The following is a 16,552-nucleotide window of genomic DNA, read 5'->3' on the forward strand; positions in this document are numbered from 1 at the left end:
ACGATTCGGCGCGCGCGCCTAAAGCGGGCGGGGAGGCCTACGAACGTATGAGATATATGGGACTGATCGATCGATATCGCGACTTGCTGCCGGTGAACGAGAAGACGCCGGCGTTGACGCTGCACGAAGGCAATACGCCGCTCATCCGGGCGGACCGGCTGTCCGAGGAGCTGCAGCTCGATCTGTATTTTAAATTCGAGGGCATGAACCCGACGGGGTCGTTCAAGGACCGCGGCATGGTTATGGCCGTCGCCAAAGCGATGGAGGAAGGCAGCCGCACGATCATGTGCGCGTCGACGGGCAACACGTCGGCGGCGGCGGCGGCTTACGCGGCGCGCGGCGGACTCGCCTGCGTCGTGCTCATCCCGAACGGCAACATCGCGCTCGGCAAGCTCGCGCAGGCGTACGCTTACGGCGCGACGGTGCTCGCGATCGACGGCAACTTCGACCAAGCGCTCGACATCGTGCGCGACATTACGTCGAAGCACCCGATCACGCTCGTCAACTCGGTGAACCCGTACCGTCTCGAAGGACAGAAGACGGCGGCTTTCGAGATCGTCGACGCGCTCGGCAATGCTCCGGATTACCTCGCCATTCCGGTCGGGAACGCGGGCAACATCTCCGCGTACTGGAAGGGCTTCAAGGAGTACCGCGAGGCGGGCCGTTCGACGTCCGTGCCGAAGATGATCGGCTTCCAGGCGGCCGGCGCGAGCCCGCTCGTCGCCGGCAAGCCGTTCCCGAACCCGGAGACGGTGGCGACGGCGATCCGCATCGGCAACCCGGCGAGCTGGGATTTGGCCGTAGCGGCGCATACGGAATCCGAAGGCGGCGTCTGGGCGGTGACCGACGAAGAGATCCTTGAGGCGTATCGGACGATCGCGGCGAAGGAAGGCGTGTTCGCCGAGCCGGCGTCCGCGGCTTCGATCGCGGGCGTCATGAAGCGCCGCCGCGAAGGCGCGCTTCCGGCCGGCAGCCAAGTCGTCTGCGTACTGACCGGCCATGGCCTCAAGGACCCGAACATCGCGATCAAGACGGTCGCCGCCGAGCCTGTCGTCATTCCGGCGACGGAAGACGCCGTGCTCGCCGCCATCGCTTCGGCGGAAGCGGCCCGTGGCTAGCGGCATGCCCGGCGGCCGGGAGCGCGTACGGGCGAAGGTGCCCGCGACGTCGGCCAACCTCGGCCCGGGCTTCGACGCGCTCGGGATCGCGTTATCGTTGTACGCCTGGATCGAGATGGCGCCGGCCGACGAAACGAGCATCGCCTTGCTCGGGAACGGCACGGAAGGGCTGCCGTCGGATAAATCGAATCTCTTGTACGGCATCGCGCAGCGTGTGTTCGACGAAGCCGGCGTCCGCGTGCCGGAACTGGAGATCGCCTTCGCGGGCGACATCCCGTTGGCGCGCGGCCTAGGCAGCAGCGCCGCCGCGATCGTCGGCGCGCTCGGCGCGGCGAACGCGCTGATCGGAGAGCCCTTGCCGCGGGACGAGCTGTTTCGCATCGCAACGGAAATCGAAGGCCATCCGGACAACGTGGGGCCTGCGATTTACGGCGGCATCGTAACGGCGATCTGGGACGGCGAACGCGCCTCCCACATCCGACTCGACGTACCGGCGGGGCTCGCGACGCTCGTCGCGATTCCGACGTACGAACTGCTGACCTCGAAGGCGAGAGCCGCGCTGCCGGAGACGTACAGCCGCGCGGACGCCGTATTCAATTTGTCCCGCGCGGCGCTCTTGACGGCGGCGTTCGCGACGGGAAAGCTCGACGTCGTGCGTCACGCCATGCAAGATCGGCTGCATCAGCCGTACCGGGCGCCGCTCGTGCCGGGTCTCTCCCGCGTGCTGAGCGAGGCGTCCGCGCGCGGCGCCCTCGGGGCCGCGCTCTCCGGCGCGGGACCGACGGCGATCGCCTTCGTGGACGAGGCGTCGGCGAACGGCCGCAAATCGGAGCTGGAGACGTTCCTGCGCGAAGCGATGTCGGTATCCGGCGACGGCCGGGACGTGGAGCTGCGCTGGCTGGCGCCGTCCGCGGAAGGCCTCGTCGTCGAAGCGGCGTCGGACCGGCTGCAGGACGCGCTTTCGGAAGGGGGACTCGCGCGATGAATCGAACCGTGGCGGTGCTTGGACCAAGCACTTACTCCGAAGAAGCGGCCGCTTGGCTGCTGCAAGGAACGGACTGGCGGCTCGTGCCGTGCAAGACGATCGCAGACGTGTTCGAGTCGACGTTGTCCGGCCGGACGGCGTTCAGCGTCGTACCGGTGGAGAATACGTTCGAAGGCTCCGTGAGCCTGCATATCGACTGGCTCGTGAACGAGGCGGATTTGCCGATCCAAACCGAATGGGTGTATCCTATACATGTCAACCTGATGAGCTTGCCGCAGTTCGACGGCGAGTGGAGGCGCATTCGCAAGGTGCTGTCGCATCAGGTGGCGTTCGCGCAATGCCGGCGATTCTTGAACGAGCATCTGCCGGAGGCGGAGCTCGAGGCGGTCGGTTCGACGGCGGAGGGCGCGAGGCTGGTCGGCGAACGGGGAGACCCGTACACGGCCGCGATCGGTCCGGCGACGGCAGGGGCACGATACGGGTTGAAACTGCTCGCTCCGGCCATCCAGGACCATAAGAACAACTTCACCAGGTTCGTGCTTGCCGGCAAGGAGCCGATGGATCCGCTCCGGCCGGAGGGGCGAGGCGAACAGGCGCGGAAGACGACGCTGCTGCTCATGCCCGGCGAGGATTTCCCCGGCGGCTTGCATCAGCTGTTGTCCGCCTTCGCATGGCGGCGGCTCAACCTGACGAAGATCGAGTCCCGGCCGACGAAGCGGCAGCTCGGTACATACTACTTCTACGTAGACGTGGACGCTTCGATGGAATCGGTGCTCCTTCGGGGCGCCGTCGAAGAAATTCGCGCCGTCGGCTGCGACGTGCGCGTAATGGGGTCTTACCCCACGTACGGATTTCCAGAAGAGAAAGCTTAAATCGCGGAGGTGCGACGACTTCTCATGGCACAAGTCATCTATTTGAACGGCGAATACGTAACGAAAGAGAACGCGACGGTTTCGGTGTACGATCACGGTTTCTTGTACGGCGACGGCATTTTCGAAGGGATCCGCATTTACGACGGCAACATCTTCAAGTGCAAGGAACACTTGCTTCGTTTATACGACTCTGCGAAATCGATCATGCTGAATATCCCGCTGTCGATGCAGGAGATGCAGGATACGCTCATCGAGACGATCCGCCGCAACGAGCTGCGCGACGGGTACATCCGTCTCGTCGTCTCCCGCGGGCCGGGCGACCTCGGGCTCGACCCGCGCCGCTCGCCGAAGGCGAACGTTATCATCATCGTCGAGAAGCTCTCGATTTATCCGGAGGAGGCGTACCGCAACGGCCTAAGCACCGTATCGGTGTCGACCCGACGCAACGTGCCGGACGCGCTCAATCCGAAGATCAAGTCGCTCAACTACCTGAATAACATCTTGGTGAAAATTCAAGCGAATCTCGCCGGCGTCGGCGAAGCGATCATGCTCAACTCGCAAGGCTACGTAGCGGAAGGCTCGGCCGATAACATCTTCCTCGTGAAGAACGGCGTCGTGTTCACGCCTCCTGCGTATATCGGCGCGCTCGAGGGCATTACGCGGGCGGCGGTCATGGAGCTGTGCGCGAAGACGGGTCTGACGCTGAAGGAAGAACCGTTCACGCTGCACGACGTGTACGTCGCGGACGAAGTGTTCTTCACGGGTACGGCGGCCGAAATCATCGCGGTGCGCGAGGTCGACGGACGCGTCATCGGCGAAGGGAAAGCCGGTCCGATCACGACGGCGCTGCTGCAGGAGTTCCGCAAGATCGTAACGGTCGACGGCGTGAAAGTATTCGAATAGCAAAGTTGTATACAATAAAGCCGCAGCGGACATGCGTTCCGCAGCGGCTTTCCTTGCGTTATGGGGAGATGTAAGGCGAACGCTCTTCCAGATCGAGGCGTTCCAACTGCCTTATGATCTTCACGTATTCGCGAGAGCGGAACGCCGGGTACGCGTTCGCCCGAACGATCGCGAGGCCTTGCTCGAACGTTCGATAGGTCGACGGCACGGCCATTCGTCGCTCCAGAACCTCCCGTTCCGCAAGCTTCCCGCAGGCAAGCAACGCGGCGAACAACAACGCGCAGACGACGACCTTCTTCGCAAGCATGAAACCACACCTCGATTAATGGTATTATGGGAATGTCTTTTTATACAAGTTGAACTATCGCGCTCCGATTTATACATCCATGCGCGTATTATCGCTATAGAAAAGGGAGGAAACGCGGTTGTCTTTCATGCATCTGGCCGTGGCGGCGCCTTTCGCCTACGCGGCGATCGTTCCGCTGCTTCATCGGTCGTTCCCGCGCGTACACACCGGGTGGTTCGTTCTACCGTTGCCTGTCGCTCTGTTCGCTTATTGGTTGTCTCGGTTCGCCGTCGTCCGCTCCGGGGTCGGCGAGGAAGCTCGGCTTTCTTGGATTCCGTCGTTAGGGATCGATCTCTCGTTTCATCTGGACGGGCTCAGCCTGCTGTTCGTCCTGCTCATTACGGGCATAGGCGGCTTGGTCACGCTGTATTCGATCTTCTACTTGTCCAAGACGAAGGAGAGAATCGGCCGTTTCTATGTCTATCTGCTGCTGTTCATGGGAGCGATGCTCGGCGTCGTGCTGTCGGACAACCTGATCGCGTTGTATGCGTTTTGGGAGCTGACGAGCCTGTCCTCGTTCTTATTGATCGCGTTCTGGCATCAACGGGAGCGGTCGCGGTACGGCGCGCTCAAGTCGATGATGATTACGGTGCTCGGCGGATTCGCGATGCTTGCGGGATTCGTATTGCTGTACATCATGACAGGTACATACAGCGTTAGGGAGATGATTCCCCAAGTCGGCGCCCTCGCCTCGCAGCCGCTCTTCTTCTGGGCGATGGCGCTCGTGCTGGTCGGCGCGTTCGCGAAGTCTGCGCAATTCCCGTTCCACATCTGGCTGCCGGACGCGATGGAGGCGCCGACGCCGGTCAGCGCGTATTTGCACTCGGCGACGATGGTCAAGGCGGGCCTCTACCTGGTCGCTCGGCTGACGCCCTTGTTCGGCGGTACGTCGGAGTGGTTTTGGCTGGTCTCGGCGTTCGGTCTCGCGACGTTGTTCTGGGGTTCGTTCCAAGCGGTCAAGCAAACCGACCTCAAAGCGATCCTCGCGTTTTCCACGATCAGCCAGCTCGGGTTGATCATGTGCCTGCTCGGACTCGGATCGGCGGCGCTTGCGTTCGAAGGGAACGTTTCGGACGTATACGTGCTCGCGATGACCGCGGCGGTGTTTCACTTGGTGAACCATGCAACGTTCAAGGGCGCGCTCTTCATGGTCGCCGGCATCGTCGATCACGAGACGGGCACCCGGGATATCCGCAAGCTCGGCGGCTTGGCGGCGATCATGCCGATTACGTTCACGTTCGCCGTCGTCGGAGCGGGGTCGATGGCCGGTTTGCCGCCGTTCAACGGCTTCCTCAGTAAGGAGATGTTCTTTACGGGGGTGCTGAACGCTTCCCGGATGAACTTCTTTTCGATGGAAGCGTGGGGCGCCTTGTTTCCGATCGTCGCTTGGACGGCGAGCGTCTTCACGTTCGTCTACAGCGCCGTCTTCGTCTTTAAGACGTTCCTCGGGAAAGCGAAGCCGGAACAGCTGCCGACGAAGCCGCACGAAGCGCCGCTGGGGCTGCTGCTTCCTCCGGCCGCGTTGGTTTCGCTCGTCGTCGCGTTCGGGTTGTTTCCGGACATCGCGAGCTATTACTTGATCGAACCGGCGCTCGCGTCGATCTATCCGTCGCTGCTCGCGCCGGGCGACGACTTCCATGTTCATATTTCCTTCTGGCACGGCTGGACGGCGGAACTGTTCATGACGATCGGCGTCGTCGCCGTCGGCTCGCTGCTGTTCTGGCAATTGCGGCGCTGGCTGGGCGTCTATGGCAGGCTTCCTCGACAATGGTCGCTGAACGCGCTGTACGATGGGGCTCTCGAAGGGCTCGAACGCGGCTCGGCGCGATTGACGAATGCGTATATGACGGGTTCCGTGCGCCATTACCTTCTATATATTTTCACGTTTCTGATCGCTGTCGTCGGATATGCGCTTTACCGCACGGGCGCCTTCGGCGCGATCGACCCGGGCTACCCCGGCTATGCGCCGATCTGCATTTACGAGGCGATGCTCGTGACGGCGACGCTGCTGGCGACGTTGTCCGTCCCGTTCGCCCGCTCTCGGATGACGATGATCATCCTGGTCGGCGCGGTCGGGTATATGGTAGTGCTGTTTTTCGTATTGTTCCGCGCGCCCGATCTCGCCCTCACGCAGATGATCATCGAGACGGTGTCGGTCGCCTTGTTCCTTCTGTGCTTCTACCATCTGCCGAAGCTTCGGAAGGAAACGACCTCGCGCCGTTTCAAGCTGACGAACGCGGTCGTCTCCGTCGGCGTCGGCGCGATCGTCGCGATCGCGGCGTTAGCGGCGAGCGGCACGAACGGGTTCGAGTCGATCGCGGACTATTATCTCGAGGAAAGTTACCATCTGGGCGGCGGGAAGAACGTCGTCAACGTCATCCTCGTCGACTTCCGCGGCTTCGATACGCTTCTGGAAATCATGGTGCTCGGCATCGCCTCGCTCGGCATCTACGCCATGATCAAGCTCCGCGCACCGCGGCAAGTCGATAGGAAGGGGGATTCGTCGAATGAAAGCTAACGATGTCATCCTGAGGACGGTGGCCAAGCTGGTCGTCTTCATCATATTGGCCTTCGCGGCGCATCTGTTTTTCGCCGGACACAACGATCCGGGCGGAGGCTTCATCGGAGGCCTCGTGACCGCGTCCGCGCTCGTGCTGCTCGCGCTCGCGTTCGATTTGAAGACGGTACGCAAGGTCGTACCCGTCGACTTCCGCATCGTGACGGCGATCGGCTTGCTCGTCGCCGTACTGACCGGCGTCGGCTCGTTCGCGTTCGATCAACCGTTCCTTAGCCACACGTTCGCGTATAAAGAGCTGCCCTTCTTGGGGAAGAAGGAGCTCGCCACCGCCGTGCTGTTCGATCTCGGCGTCTACCTGGCCGTCGTCGGCGTGACGATGACGATCATTCTGTCGATCGGGGAGGACCGCTAACATGGAATTCATCATGTCGATCTTGATCGGCGCATTGTTCAGCGTCGGGACGTATCTGATTCTTAGCCGCAGTCTGCTCCGTATCGTGCTGGGGACGGCGATTCTGAGTCACGGGGTGCATCTGCTGCTGATGACGATGGCGGGTCTGAAGCGGGGCGCCGCGCCTTTGCTCGGAGAAGAGGCGGGCGCTTATACGGATCCGCTTCCGCAGGCGCTCATTCTGACGTCCATCGTCATCAGCTTCGGCGTTACGGCGTTCTTCTTCGTGTTGGCGTACCGCGCCTACCAGGAACTGAGAACGGACGATATGGAACTATTAAGGGGGGATGACGATGAATAACGCGGTCGTCCTGCCGCTGCTCATTCCGCTGCTCGCCGGCGTCGTTCTCGTTTTCTTCTCGAACGTTCGAGCTCAGCGCACGATCAGCGCCCTCGCCGCGCTTCTGAACGTGGCGGCGTGCGCTTATCTCGTACAGCAGGTGCGAACGGACGGGATCCAGACGCTGTATATGGGGGGATGGCTCCCGCCGTTCGGCATCGTCTTCGTGGCCGACATGCTGGGGGCGCTTCTTGCGTTAACGTCGGCCGTCGTCATGGGAGCTTGCTTGTTCTACGCGTTCCGAACGATCGGGGAGGGACGCGAGAGGCATCATTTCTATGCGTTAGCCCAGTTTCTGACCGTAGGCGTGATCGGGTCGTTCTTGACGGGCGATATTTTCAACCTATTCGTCTGCTTCGAAGTGATGCTCATTTCTTCGTACGCGCTTATCGTGCTCGGCGGGGAGAAGCGGCAGCTTCGGGAGTCCATCAAATACATCTTGATCAACATCGTCTCTTCCATCCTGTTCGTCGCATCGATGGCGTACTTGTACGCGGCTCTCGGCACGCTGAACATGGCGCAGCTCGCGGTTCGCGTCGCCGAAACCGGACAGGGGGGAGGGCTGAACGTAGTGGCCGCTTTGCTGCTCGTCGTCTTTTCGCTCAAAGCGGGCTTGTTCCTATTTTTCTGGCTCCCGGGATCCTACGGGGCCCCGCCTTCGGTCGTCGCCGCCATGTTCGGCGGATTGCTCACGAAGGTCGGCGTCTACGCGATCGTTCGGACGTTCACGTTGATCTTCGCGTATGACCCGGGGTTCACGCAGCCGCTCATCGAATGGATGAGCATCGGAGCGATGACGCTCGGGGCGCTTGGCGCGGTCGCCTATCGGGACGTGCCGAGAATTCTTATATACAACATCGTCGTCGCGGTCGGATTGATCGGCTTCGGCTTGTCGGCGGCGACGGAAGCGGCGCTCGACGGGGTCGTCTTCTATTTGCTCCACGACATGGTCGCCAAGGCGCTCGTCTTCTTGCTTGGGGGTTGGCTCATGACGCTCGCGGGTACCGATAGGTCGGGGCGGATGGGGGGACTGATCGAAAAGGCGCCGGCGCTCGGATGGATGTTCTTCGCGACGGGCATGGCGATCGCCGGCGTGCCCCCGCTCAGCGGGTTCGTCGGAAAGCTCCTCATCGTGCAAGGCGGATTGGAAGGCGGGCGCTACATCGGCGTCGCGGTCGCCCTCGCTACAAGCCTGCTCGTATTGTTGTCCCTGACGAGGCTGTTCATGTCGGCGTTCTGGGGCGAGCCGAAGTCCGGCGAGCCCGCATCCGTCGTTCCGTCGGGACTGCTCGCGCCTTGCGCCTCGCTGCTCGCGATCGTTGCGTTGCTCGGCGTCGGCGCGGAATGGGTCAATGCGTACGTTTCGCTTGCGGGCGAAGTGTTGGCGAGGCCGGAGTTGTATATCGAAGCCGTGTTAAAGGAGTAGAGACATATGGCCTTTCAGATCGTATTGAACGGATTGCTCGCGCTCATCTGGATGCTGCTCGCGAACGATATGACGTTCGTCGGTTTCGTCGTCGGGTACTTCATCGGCATGGCGTTTCTTTTCGGCCTCAGGCGATTTTTCAAAAAACCGTTTTACTTGCGTAAAGTGTGGGCGATCGTAAAACTGCTCGGTTTATTCCTGAAGGAATTGGTGTTATCCAATATCGCGGTCATCGGACATATCGTGCGTCCGAGGTTGACCGTTCGGCCCGGCGTGTTCGCGTATCGCACCGAACTCCGATCGGATTGGGAAGTGACGCTTCTCGCCTGCCTCATCACGCTTACGCCGGGAACGCTCACGCTTGAAGTGTCCCCCGGGCAAGACACGCTGTACATTCATGCGATCGACATCGGGGACGCCGATGAATTGAAACGACAAATCAAGGGCTCGTTCGAAAGGGCCATCCGGGAGGTGACGAGATAATGCTGGACGCCGCTTTGCCGATCGCGCTGGCGATCATCTCGCTGTCGGTGCTGGGCGCGATCTATCGCGTGCTTCGAGGCCCGTCGATGCCGGACCGCGTCATCGCCCTCGACATGATCGGCATTCAACTGCTTTCGATCGTGGCGATCGTATCGGTCATGCTCCGGTCGGAGTCGTACTCCGACATTATTTTGCTCATCGGCATCGTAGCGTTTCTCGGTACGGTGGCCTTCTCCAAATATATCGAAAGAGGGGTGGCGATCGAATATGAGCGAGACGGCGGGGATGATCGGTGAATGGCTCGTCGCGGCATTGATTTTACTAGGCGCGGTTTTGTGCGCCGTCAGTTCGTTCGGACTCATTCGGATGCCTGACGTGTACACGCGCTCGCACGCGGCGACGAAAAGCTCGACGTTGGGCGTCATGAGCATTTTATTGGGAGCCTTTCTATATTTTCTCCTAATGCATCAGGTGACGAGCGCCAAGATGCTGCTCGCGATCGCCTTCCTGTTCGCCACGGCTCCCGTCGCGGGCCATATGATCGGCCGCGCGGCGTACCGATCGGGCGTGCCGTTGTCGGAGCGCTCCGTGCAGGACGACTTGGCGAAGAAGCTTCGTTCGGAAAACAAACGGACGGGAGCGTAATATCGTTTCGCCGAAATCAGGCCAATATTGTTTTTTCGGATGTCAAACCGCCGCTCCTTGCATAAGATGTAGTGCACTAGGCGAACGCACAGCGCCCGCGGGCGCGACGCGTCGCTCGGATACTTACATCTCATCTAGGAACAGGAGGGGACCTATGAAACTCCATATCGCGAAAGACGGAGATTCGATTAACGCCCTGTCGGAAAAATACGGCGTCGCGCGAGAACGCATTCTCGCGGCGAATCCGCAGCTCGGGGAAGCCGAGGCGCTCGCGCGAGGCGCGAAGGTGAAAATCCCGACGGGACCGGTATTCATGACGGCGGCCGGCGGAACGCAGCGGCCGGAGCCGATCGCGCCGTATGCCGTCGCGGCGTTCGCGGGGCATCGCCAAGAGGCGGAAGCGCAGGCCGCCCCCGAGCCGGCGGCGGAGCTGCCGGAACCGACTTTGCCGGCGACCACGCCTGCGACGACCGCGACAAACATGCCGACGGTACCGAACATGCCGACCGTACCGTCCGCACCGCCGATGGCGTCGATGCCGTCGGTGCCGTCGGCGTCGAACGCGCCGACGGCGGCTTCCGCTCCGCCGACGCCGTCGATGGCGTCGATGCCGTCCTTGCCGCCGTTGCCGCCATCGCCGACGACGGCTTCCGCAGGTTCGGAGTCGCTTCCGTCCTACTATAAGACGGAGCCCGCCGTCGGCGACCAATCCCCGCTGCATGTGCAGTGGAGCGGCATGAACGACGGCCCCGCGGCGGTGCATCCGTTCGCGCCGCTGCCGACGCCGGTCGTGCCGGCGGGCGCGCCGACGTTCTATCCGGGGCCGTTCGGTTACGGTCACGTACCGGCCGCGCCGCCGTACGGCGCCTTCGGTCCGACGGATCCGTCGGCGTTCGCGACGTACGGCGCCATTCCGGAGCCGTTCCCGTCGCCGTTCCAAGGGTACCCGTCGCAGGCGTCGCACGATTGCGGCTGCGGCGGCCCGGCCGCGCCGCGGCTGCCGTACGCGCTGCCGCTCCGCGGCGGCGAAGAGCGCGCCTACGCGAGCGCGGCTCAAGGGCAAGCGCCCGATGCTGCGCCGACGGCCGAGACGGCTCCGCCGACCGCGAAGGCCGAGCCGAAGAAAGCGCGCTCCCGCAAGAAGAACGCGCGCATCTCCTCTCGAGACGATCTGCTGCGCTCGTTCTTAAAGCGCGCGAGCGGCGCTCGCCGGACGTCGCGCCGAAAGTCGAAGCCCTGGGTGAACGACTGATCCGAAGCCGAAGAAGTCCATTCTTGCGAAGGGCCCGACGAAGCGTTCGGCGTATAGTCCCTACCGCCGCTGGCTAGAATAGGGAGTAGAACCGATCGCAGCATTCGTCAGGGGTGAACGTAAGTTCAATGGGCTTCTTCGGTCAAATGAAAAAACGACTCAAAAAACGATTCCGCGTCGGCCGCCGTTGGCTTGCCTTAGGCATGCTCGCGCTGGCCGCGGGAATCGCATGGATATACGCGGACGCCGGTCCGAAGCTGGGGGCGCCGGGGAACGGGGACAGCCTGTCCGTCTTCTCGTTCCGCGAGAAGGCGCCGGCTTCGCCGAGCGATCTCGAGCGCGAAGCGTCGGTGACGGTGCGGCGGCTGTACGTGTGCGGCGAGGAGGACCTGCCGCTCGGCGTCCTGCCGCCGGAGCGGATCGCCGAGCTGGCGTCGGCGCACCCGGAGTGGGAATTCGGCGCCGCGAAGGACGGAGCCGTCGTCTTCACCGAGCATGTGGACGATCTGTCCGAGGCGTGCAAGCGGAACGCCTACATCGGGGTCGACGCGGCGGGCAGCTTGACGCTGTACGAAGGTCCGCCGCGCGAGGCGAAGGCGGTGAAGACCTTTTTCCAACTGGATGTCGAACATCTCGAAAGCGCGCTGCCGAGCGAGGTCGTCACGCAGCTGCGCGAAGGGATCCGCATTACGGATCTCGCGGATTATAACAGCGTCTTGTCGACGTTCAGCGACTTCGCGATCGACGAGACGGAGAAGGTCATGAAGCCGGAAGCGTAACGTTCCCGGCAGGATCATAACGGAATCGCCGGAGAAAGACGAGAGGATGGACGCTCTCGTCTTTTTTTTGGTATGATAACCTTCTAGGAATACATATGTTCGTAAGGTTGCAGGACAAGGAGAGAGGAACTCTTGCGTATCATGGGGATCGACCCCGGCCTGGCCATCGTCGGGTTCGGGTTCGTCGATAAGAACGGCAGCAAGCTGTCGCCGATTCAGTACGGGTGCATTACGACCGAGGCGGATACGGATCAAGGAGTTCGATTGAAACAAATCTATGAATCTGCGGTTCAGCTCATAGAGAAGTATAAGCCGGATGCCGTCGCGATCGAGAAGCTGTTTTTCAACAAGAACGTGACGACGGCGCTGTCCGTAGGGCAAGCGCGAGGCGTGCTCATACTGGCGGCCGTGCAGCGGGGGCTGCCGATCGCGGAATATACGCCGCTGCAAGTGAAGCAAGCCGTCGTCGGTTACGGCAAGGCGGAGAAGCGTCAGGTGCAGGAGATGGTGCGCATGTTCCTGAACCTGGTTTCGATTCCGAAGCCGGACGACGTCGCGGACGCGCTCGCGGTGGCCATATGCCACGCGCATACGTCCACATTCCACGATCGATTGAACGGAAACGGAGTCCATAAACCATGATCGATTTTTTACGGGGCAAGCCCGTCGTCGTCGATACCGATTTCGTCGTGCTCGACGTGCACGACGTCGGGTATCGCGTCTTTTGTCCGAACCCGTACGCGTTCGCCGGCAAGGCGGAGCAGACGGTTACGTTGTTCATCCATCATCACGTTCGCGAGGACGCGGTGCAGCTGTTCGGCTTCGCCACGCGCGAGGAGCAGGCGTTATTCCGCAAGCTCCTCGACGTGACGGGCATCGGCCCGCGCGTCGCGGTCGGCGTCTTGTCGGGCGGGGCGCCCGAGCGGATCGTCGCCGCCATTCAGAGCGACGATCTGACGTTCCTGACGCGGCTGCCGGGCATCGGCAAGAAGACGGCGCAGCGCATCGTGCTCGATTTGAAGGATAAGCTGGACGGCATCGGCATCCCCGTCGCGCTCGGCGCGGGCGCCGCGGCTCTCTCGGGCGCGGAGGCGGCCGCTTCGACCGCCGCCGGATCCGCCGGCCTGTCCGTCGCTTGGCGGGAGGCGAAGGACGCGCTCATGGCGCTCGGCTATACGGACGCGGAGACGGAACGCGCGTGGCGCGACGTGAAAGGGAAGGCCGGCGAAGGCGACGGCGCGGACAAGCTGATCAAGCTTGCGCTGCAGTCGCTCTATCAGGCGTAATACACGGAAGAGAGGGCAACCATGGAGGACGATCGCATCATCTCGGCCCACTTGATGATGGAAGACTCGCAAGTGGAATACAGCCTCCGCCCCCGGTACTTGTCCGAATATATCGGGCAGGGCCAGGTGAAGGAAAATTTGAAAATTTACATCGAAGCGGCCAAGCTTCGCCGGGAGAGCCTCGACCACGTGCTGCTGTACGGGCCGCCGGGACTCGGCAAGACGACGCTGTCGAACATTATCGCCAACGAGCTCGGCGTCAATATCCGGACGACGTCGGGCCCGGCCATCGAGCGGCCCGGCGATCTCGCCGCGATCCTGACGAACCTGCAGGAAGGCGACGTCCTGTTCATCGACGAGATCCACCAGCTGCACCGGACGGTCGAGGAAGTGCTGTACCCGGCGATGGAGGATTTCGCGCTCGACATCATTATCGGCAAGGGACCGAGCGCCCGCTCGGTGCGACTCGATCTCCCGGCGTTCACCTTGATCGGCGCGACGACGCGGGCGGGCATGCTGTCCGCGCCGCTGCGCGACCGGTTCGGCGTCGTCAGCCGGCTGGAATATTACAACGTGGAGGAGCTGACCTTCATCGTTTCCCGCGCTTCGGACATTCTCGGCGTGCAGATCGCTCCGGACGCCGCGGCCGAGATCGGCATGCGCTCCCGCGGCACGCCGCGAATCGCGAACCGGCTGCTGAAGCGCGTGCGCGACGTCGCGCAGGTGAGGGGCGACGGCGTTATTACGAAGGCGCTTGCCGACACCGCGCTCCGGATGATTCGCATCGATGCGCTCGGCCTCGACGAGATCGATCATAAGATGCTGAGGGCGATGATCGCGAACTTCGACGGAGGTCCGGTCGGACTCGACACGATCGCCGCGTCGATCGGCGAGGAAAGCCGGACGATCGAAGACGTGTACGAGCCGTATCTGCTGCAGATCGGCTTCTTGCAGCGAACGCCGCGCGGGCGCGTCGTGACGCCGGCGGCGTATCGCCATCTCGGCTACCCGCCGAAGAAGGGGGCGGAAGGATGAAACCTAAGTTTTGGCTCGCGGCCGTCGTCGCGGCGGCGCTGCTCGCCGGACCGGCGCTGCCCGTCGCTCCCGCGTTCGCGGACGGCGGCGAGGCGGAAGTCCATGTCGCGCTCTATGTGAAGACGAACAATTATAACGCCTTGACCGGCGCGGTCACATTGTCCGCGGAAGGCGGACTCGTGTTGTCGGACGCGGCCGCAGGCGTCGATTGGCTGCGCACGGCGGACGCTTCCGCGGTGCGGGCGACGACGGACGGCTACCGCGTCGTCGTGGTCGAGACGGGCGACGCGGCGAAGGCCGCGGCGTTCGCCGCCGACGTGAAGAAGGCGGCTCAGCCGGTCGCCGTATTCGAGCGGACGAAGGGCGGCAAGCCGCTGTACGCCGTCGAGGCGGGGCCGTACGCGACGAAGGCGGCGGCGGAAGCGGGGCGCACGGCGCTCGCGGGCAACGCCGCGGTCGCGACGCGGCTCGCCGGCGCGGCGATGACGCTGCGCGGCCCGTTCTACGCGAGGGCGAGCTCGCACGCTTCGGAGGCGGAGGCGCTTGCCGCCGCCGCGCCGCTGTGGGACGCGGGCGTCTACGCCGTGCCGGCGCTGACGAGCGTGGGCGGCGGGGCCGTCCGCTACGAGCTGTGGATCGGCGGCGCGGCGGACGACGCCGGGCTGCAGCAGGCGATCTCGGCGGCGGCCGCGGCGAAGCCGGGTCTTTCGGCGATGCCGGTCGCGCCGACAGTCCGCTACGCGCTGCTGCGCAGCGATCGGGTCGGCGACGCCAACCTCGCGCCTGCGACGAGACACGCCGCCGTCGGCGGCGACGGCGCCAAGCTGACGGCGACCCCGGCGAAGGACGGCGGGGCGGTGCGCGTCGCGGAACGGTTCGCCAGGTCGTACCGCGGCGCGATCGACGTCTTCGCGCACAACGGCGCTCTCGCCGTCGTGAACCGCGTCGACTTGGAATCGTACGTCGCCGCCGTCGTCGGCGCGGAGCTCGACGCTTCGTGGCCGGTCGAGGCGCTGAAGGCGCAAGCGGTCGCCGCGCGGACGTACGTCTTGAAGCAAGGCTGGAAGTACGGCGTCGCGAACGTAACGGATACGACCGCCGATCAAGCGTACCGCGGCATCGAGCGGGAGTTTCCGGTCATTCTCGCCGCGGCGGAGGCGACGGCCGGCGAGCGGCTGACGCTGCCGAACGGCGCGCTGCTCGACGCGTTCTACTCGAGCAACGCCGGCGGTCGAACCGCGGATCCGGTAGAGGTATGGGGCGCCCCGATCCCGGGGCTGGCTTCGATCCCGAGCCCGGACGACGCGGCCGAGCGGAACAAGCTGATGTGGTATCGCGTCGTCCTGCCGGATCAGCGCATCGGATATATCCGCTCCGACCTCGTCAAGCTGTCCGGCGCGACGAACGCGGCGGGCTTCCCGCTGGGCGCCGTCGCGGAGGACGCGGTCAACGTACGGACCGCGCCGTTCGTCAACAACGACACGAATCCGTCGATCGCTTCGCTCGCCAAGGGAGCTGGCGTCACCGTCATCGACCGCGACATCGAATCCACCGCTTATCAGTGGATCCGAGGGCCGATCGACGCCGGACGGCTGCAGCTGCAGATGAATGCGAGCGGCGTAGCGCCCGGCGTCGTCGCCGGCCTCGGGACGCCTTCCTCGATCGAAGTGACCGGGCGGGGCGCGGCCAGCGCCCGAGTGACGGAGGTCGTCATGAACGGGAAGAACATTCCGGTGACGCGTCCCGAGCAGTATCGGACGCTGTTCGGCCTGCCCAGCAGCCGCTTCGAGGTCGAACAGACGGGCGCGGTGACCGCGCTCGGCGCGGGCGGCAAACGGACGGAGCTGTCGTCGACCGCCTCGCAGCCGCTCTCCGCGACCGGCGCGAACGGCGTCAAGAAGTCGCTGTCGGCCGAAGCGTATTTGATTTCGAACGGCGACGGTTCGGCGCGCGTGGCGACGCGCGGCGCGGCGTTCCGCTTCCACGGCACCGGCTTCGGGCACGGCCTCGGCCTGTCCCAGTGGGGGGCGTTCGGCCTCGCCGAGATCGGGTATGACTACAGGAAAATCTTGTTATACTACTATAAAGACGCAAGCGTGACGAAGGAATGAAC

Annotated in this window: 18 protein-coding genes; 17 read left to right on the forward strand and 1 reads right to left on the reverse strand. The window is 63.5% G+C overall.

Annotated elements, in window-relative coordinates; all coding sequences use genetic code 11:
- The first annotated feature begins 47 nt into the window (after positions 1–47).
- The 4 genes from thrC to ilvE are packed head-to-tail and all read left to right on the forward strand — an operon-like array spanning position 48 to position 3,878.
- Positions 48–1,118: a threonine synthase gene (thrC, locus tag FE782_RS04535; RefSeq protein WP_138192862.1), complete on the forward strand. Its 1,071-nt coding sequence runs from the start codon at positions 48–50 to the stop codon at positions 1,116–1,118.
- Positions 1,111–2,103: a homoserine kinase gene (gene thrB, locus FE782_RS04540; RefSeq protein WP_338016881.1), complete on the forward strand. Its 993-nt coding sequence runs from the start codon at positions 1,111–1,113 to the stop codon at positions 2,101–2,103. The genes thrC and thrB overlap by 8 nt, the downstream gene beginning before the upstream one ends.
- On the forward strand, positions 2,100–2,975 hold the full coding sequence (gene pheA, locus FE782_RS04545) for a prephenate dehydratase (protein WP_138192863.1): 876 nt from the start codon (positions 2,100–2,102) through the stop codon (positions 2,973–2,975). Before thrB ends, pheA begins: the two co-directional genes overlap by 4 nt.
- Before the next feature lie 24 nt (positions 2,976–2,999).
- On the forward strand, positions 3,000–3,878 hold the full coding sequence (ilvE, locus tag FE782_RS04550) for a branched-chain-amino-acid transaminase (RefSeq protein WP_138192864.1): 879 nt from the start codon (positions 3,000–3,002) through the stop codon (positions 3,876–3,878).
- A gap of 58 nt (positions 3,879–3,936) precedes the next feature.
- On the opposite strand, the gene FE782_RS04555 is transcribed toward ilvE, so the two are convergent.
- Positions 3,937–4,185 carry a hypothetical protein gene (locus FE782_RS04555; protein WP_138192865.1) on the reverse strand — a complete coding sequence of 83 codons (249 nt, stop codon included), beginning with the start codon at positions 4,183–4,185 and terminating at the stop codon, positions 3,937–3,939.
- Positions 4,186–4,312: 127 nt separating this feature from the next.
- On the opposite strand from FE782_RS04555, the gene FE782_RS04560 reads away from it, so the two are divergent.
- The 13 genes from FE782_RS04560 to FE782_RS04620 all read left to right on the forward strand — a co-directional run bounded on the left by FE782_RS04560 (position 4,313) and on the right by FE782_RS04620 (position 16,550).
- On the forward strand, positions 4,313–6,742 hold the full coding sequence (locus FE782_RS04560) for a Na+/H+ antiporter subunit A (RefSeq protein ID WP_238392358.1): 2,430 nt from the start codon (positions 4,313–4,315) through the stop codon (positions 6,740–6,742).
- Positions 6,732–7,154 carry a Na(+)/H(+) antiporter subunit B gene (locus FE782_RS04565; RefSeq protein WP_202914474.1) on the forward strand — a complete coding sequence of 141 codons (423 nt, stop codon included), beginning with the start codon at positions 6,732–6,734 and terminating at the stop codon, positions 7,152–7,154. Before FE782_RS04560 ends, FE782_RS04565 begins: the two co-directional genes overlap by 11 nt.
- A 1-nt stretch (position 7,155) precedes the next feature.
- Positions 7,156–7,494: a Na(+)/H(+) antiporter subunit C gene (locus tag FE782_RS04570; RefSeq protein WP_138192868.1), complete on the forward strand. Its 339-nt coding sequence runs from the start codon at positions 7,156–7,158 to the stop codon at positions 7,492–7,494.
- On the forward strand, positions 7,487–8,959 hold the full coding sequence (locus tag FE782_RS04575; protein WP_138192869.1) for a Na+/H+ antiporter subunit D: 1,473 nt from the start codon (positions 7,487–7,489) through the stop codon (positions 8,957–8,959). Before FE782_RS04570 ends, FE782_RS04575 begins: the two co-directional genes overlap by 8 nt.
- Before the next feature lie 6 nt (positions 8,960–8,965).
- The gene (locus FE782_RS04580; protein WP_138192870.1) at positions 8,966–9,442 is read left to right on the forward strand and encodes a Na+/H+ antiporter subunit E; all 477 of its coding nucleotides are present in this window, start codon (positions 8,966–8,968) and stop codon (positions 9,440–9,442) included.
- On the forward strand, positions 9,442–9,738 hold the full coding sequence (locus FE782_RS04585; RefSeq protein ID WP_138192871.1) for a Na(+)/H(+) antiporter subunit F1: 297 nt from the start codon (positions 9,442–9,444) through the stop codon (positions 9,736–9,738). Before FE782_RS04580 ends, FE782_RS04585 begins: the two co-directional genes overlap by 1 nt.
- Entirely contained in the window at positions 9,710–10,087 is a 378-nt protein-coding gene (gene mnhG, locus FE782_RS04590) for a monovalent cation/H(+) antiporter subunit G (protein ID WP_238392344.1), read from the forward strand. The genes FE782_RS04585 and mnhG overlap by 29 nt, the downstream gene beginning before the upstream one ends.
- A 154-nt stretch (positions 10,088–10,241) precedes the next feature.
- Positions 10,242–11,339 (forward strand): hypothetical protein, encoded by a 1,098-nt coding sequence (locus tag FE782_RS04595; RefSeq protein WP_138192872.1) that lies wholly within the window; start codon positions 10,242–10,244, stop codon positions 11,337–11,339.
- Between the two features lie 146 nt (positions 11,340–11,485).
- Positions 11,486–12,118, forward strand: coding sequence for a BofC C-terminal domain-containing protein (locus FE782_RS04600; RefSeq protein ID WP_238392345.1), 633 nt, complete (start codon positions 11,486–11,488; stop codon positions 12,116–12,118).
- Positions 12,119–12,250: 132 nt separating this feature from the next.
- Positions 12,251–12,760 (forward strand): crossover junction endodeoxyribonuclease RuvC, encoded by a 510-nt coding sequence (ruvC, locus tag FE782_RS04605; RefSeq protein WP_138192874.1) that lies wholly within the window; start codon positions 12,251–12,253, stop codon positions 12,758–12,760.
- Positions 12,757–13,404, forward strand: coding sequence for a Holliday junction branch migration protein RuvA (gene ruvA, locus FE782_RS04610; RefSeq protein WP_138192875.1), 648 nt, complete (start codon positions 12,757–12,759; stop codon positions 13,402–13,404). Before ruvC ends, ruvA begins: the two co-directional genes overlap by 4 nt.
- Positions 13,405–13,425: 21 nt before the next feature.
- Positions 13,426–14,439, forward strand: a complete 1,014-nt coding sequence (gene ruvB, locus FE782_RS04615) for a Holliday junction branch migration DNA helicase RuvB (RefSeq protein WP_138192876.1) — start codon at positions 13,426–13,428, stop codon at positions 14,437–14,439.
- Positions 14,436–16,550: a SpoIID/LytB domain-containing protein gene (locus FE782_RS04620; protein ID WP_138192877.1), complete on the forward strand. Its 2,115-nt coding sequence runs from the start codon at positions 14,436–14,438 to the stop codon at positions 16,548–16,550. Before ruvB ends, FE782_RS04620 begins: the two co-directional genes overlap by 4 nt.
- Positions 16,551–16,552 lie beyond the last annotated feature (2 nt).

The organism is Paenibacillus antri, from assembly GCF_005765165.1.
GTDB lineage: Bacteria > Bacillota > Bacilli > Paenibacillales > YIM-B00363 > Paenibacillus_AE > Paenibacillus_AE antri.

What these genes read in the sequence shown, in the direction of transcription:
- ruvA (WP_138192875.1), top strand. Translation starts at nt 12,757, where the DNA reads ATGATCGATTTTTTACGGGGCAAGCCCGTCGTCGTCGATACCGATTTC.
- FE782_RS04555 (WP_138192865.1), bottom strand. Translation starts at nt 4,185, where the DNA reads ATGCTTGCGAAGAAGGTCGTCGTCTGCGCGTTGTTGTTCGCCGCGTTG.
- FE782_RS04600 (WP_238392345.1), top strand. Translation starts at nt 11,486, where the DNA reads ATGAAAAAACGACTCAAAAAACGATTCCGCGTCGGCCGCCGTTGGCTT.
- FE782_RS04620 (WP_138192877.1), top strand. Translation starts at nt 14,436, where the DNA reads ATGAAACCTAAGTTTTGGCTCGCGGCCGTCGTCGCGGCGGCGCTGCTC.
- FE782_RS04570 (WP_138192868.1), top strand. Translation starts at nt 7,156, where the DNA reads ATGGAATTCATCATGTCGATCTTGATCGGCGCATTGTTCAGCGTCGGG.
- thrC (WP_138192862.1), top strand. Translation starts at nt 48, where the DNA reads ATGAGATATATGGGACTGATCGATCGATATCGCGACTTGCTGCCGGTG.
- mnhG (WP_238392344.1), top strand. Translation starts at nt 9,710, where the DNA reads ATGAGCGAGACGGCGGGGATGATCGGTGAATGGCTCGTCGCGGCATTG.
- pheA (WP_138192863.1), top strand. Translation starts at nt 2,100, where the DNA reads ATGAATCGAACCGTGGCGGTGCTTGGACCAAGCACTTACTCCGAAGAA.
- FE782_RS04585 (WP_138192871.1), top strand. Translation starts at nt 9,442, where the DNA reads ATGCTGGACGCCGCTTTGCCGATCGCGCTGGCGATCATCTCGCTGTCG.
- FE782_RS04575 (WP_138192869.1), top strand. Translation starts at nt 7,487, where the DNA reads ATGAATAACGCGGTCGTCCTGCCGCTGCTCATTCCGCTGCTCGCCGGC.
- FE782_RS04580 (WP_138192870.1), top strand. Translation starts at nt 8,966, where the DNA reads ATGGCCTTTCAGATCGTATTGAACGGATTGCTCGCGCTCATCTGGATG.
- ilvE (WP_138192864.1), top strand. Translation starts at nt 3,000, where the DNA reads ATGGCACAAGTCATCTATTTGAACGGCGAATACGTAACGAAAGAGAAC.
- FE782_RS04595 (WP_138192872.1), top strand. Translation starts at nt 10,242, where the DNA reads ATGAAACTCCATATCGCGAAAGACGGAGATTCGATTAACGCCCTGTCG.
- FE782_RS04560 (WP_238392358.1), top strand. Translation starts at nt 4,313, where the DNA reads ATGCATCTGGCCGTGGCGGCGCCTTTCGCCTACGCGGCGATCGTTCCG.
- ruvB (WP_138192876.1), top strand. Translation starts at nt 13,426, where the DNA reads ATGGAGGACGATCGCATCATCTCGGCCCACTTGATGATGGAAGACTCG.
- FE782_RS04565 (WP_202914474.1), top strand. Translation starts at nt 6,732, where the DNA reads ATGAAAGCTAACGATGTCATCCTGAGGACGGTGGCCAAGCTGGTCGTC.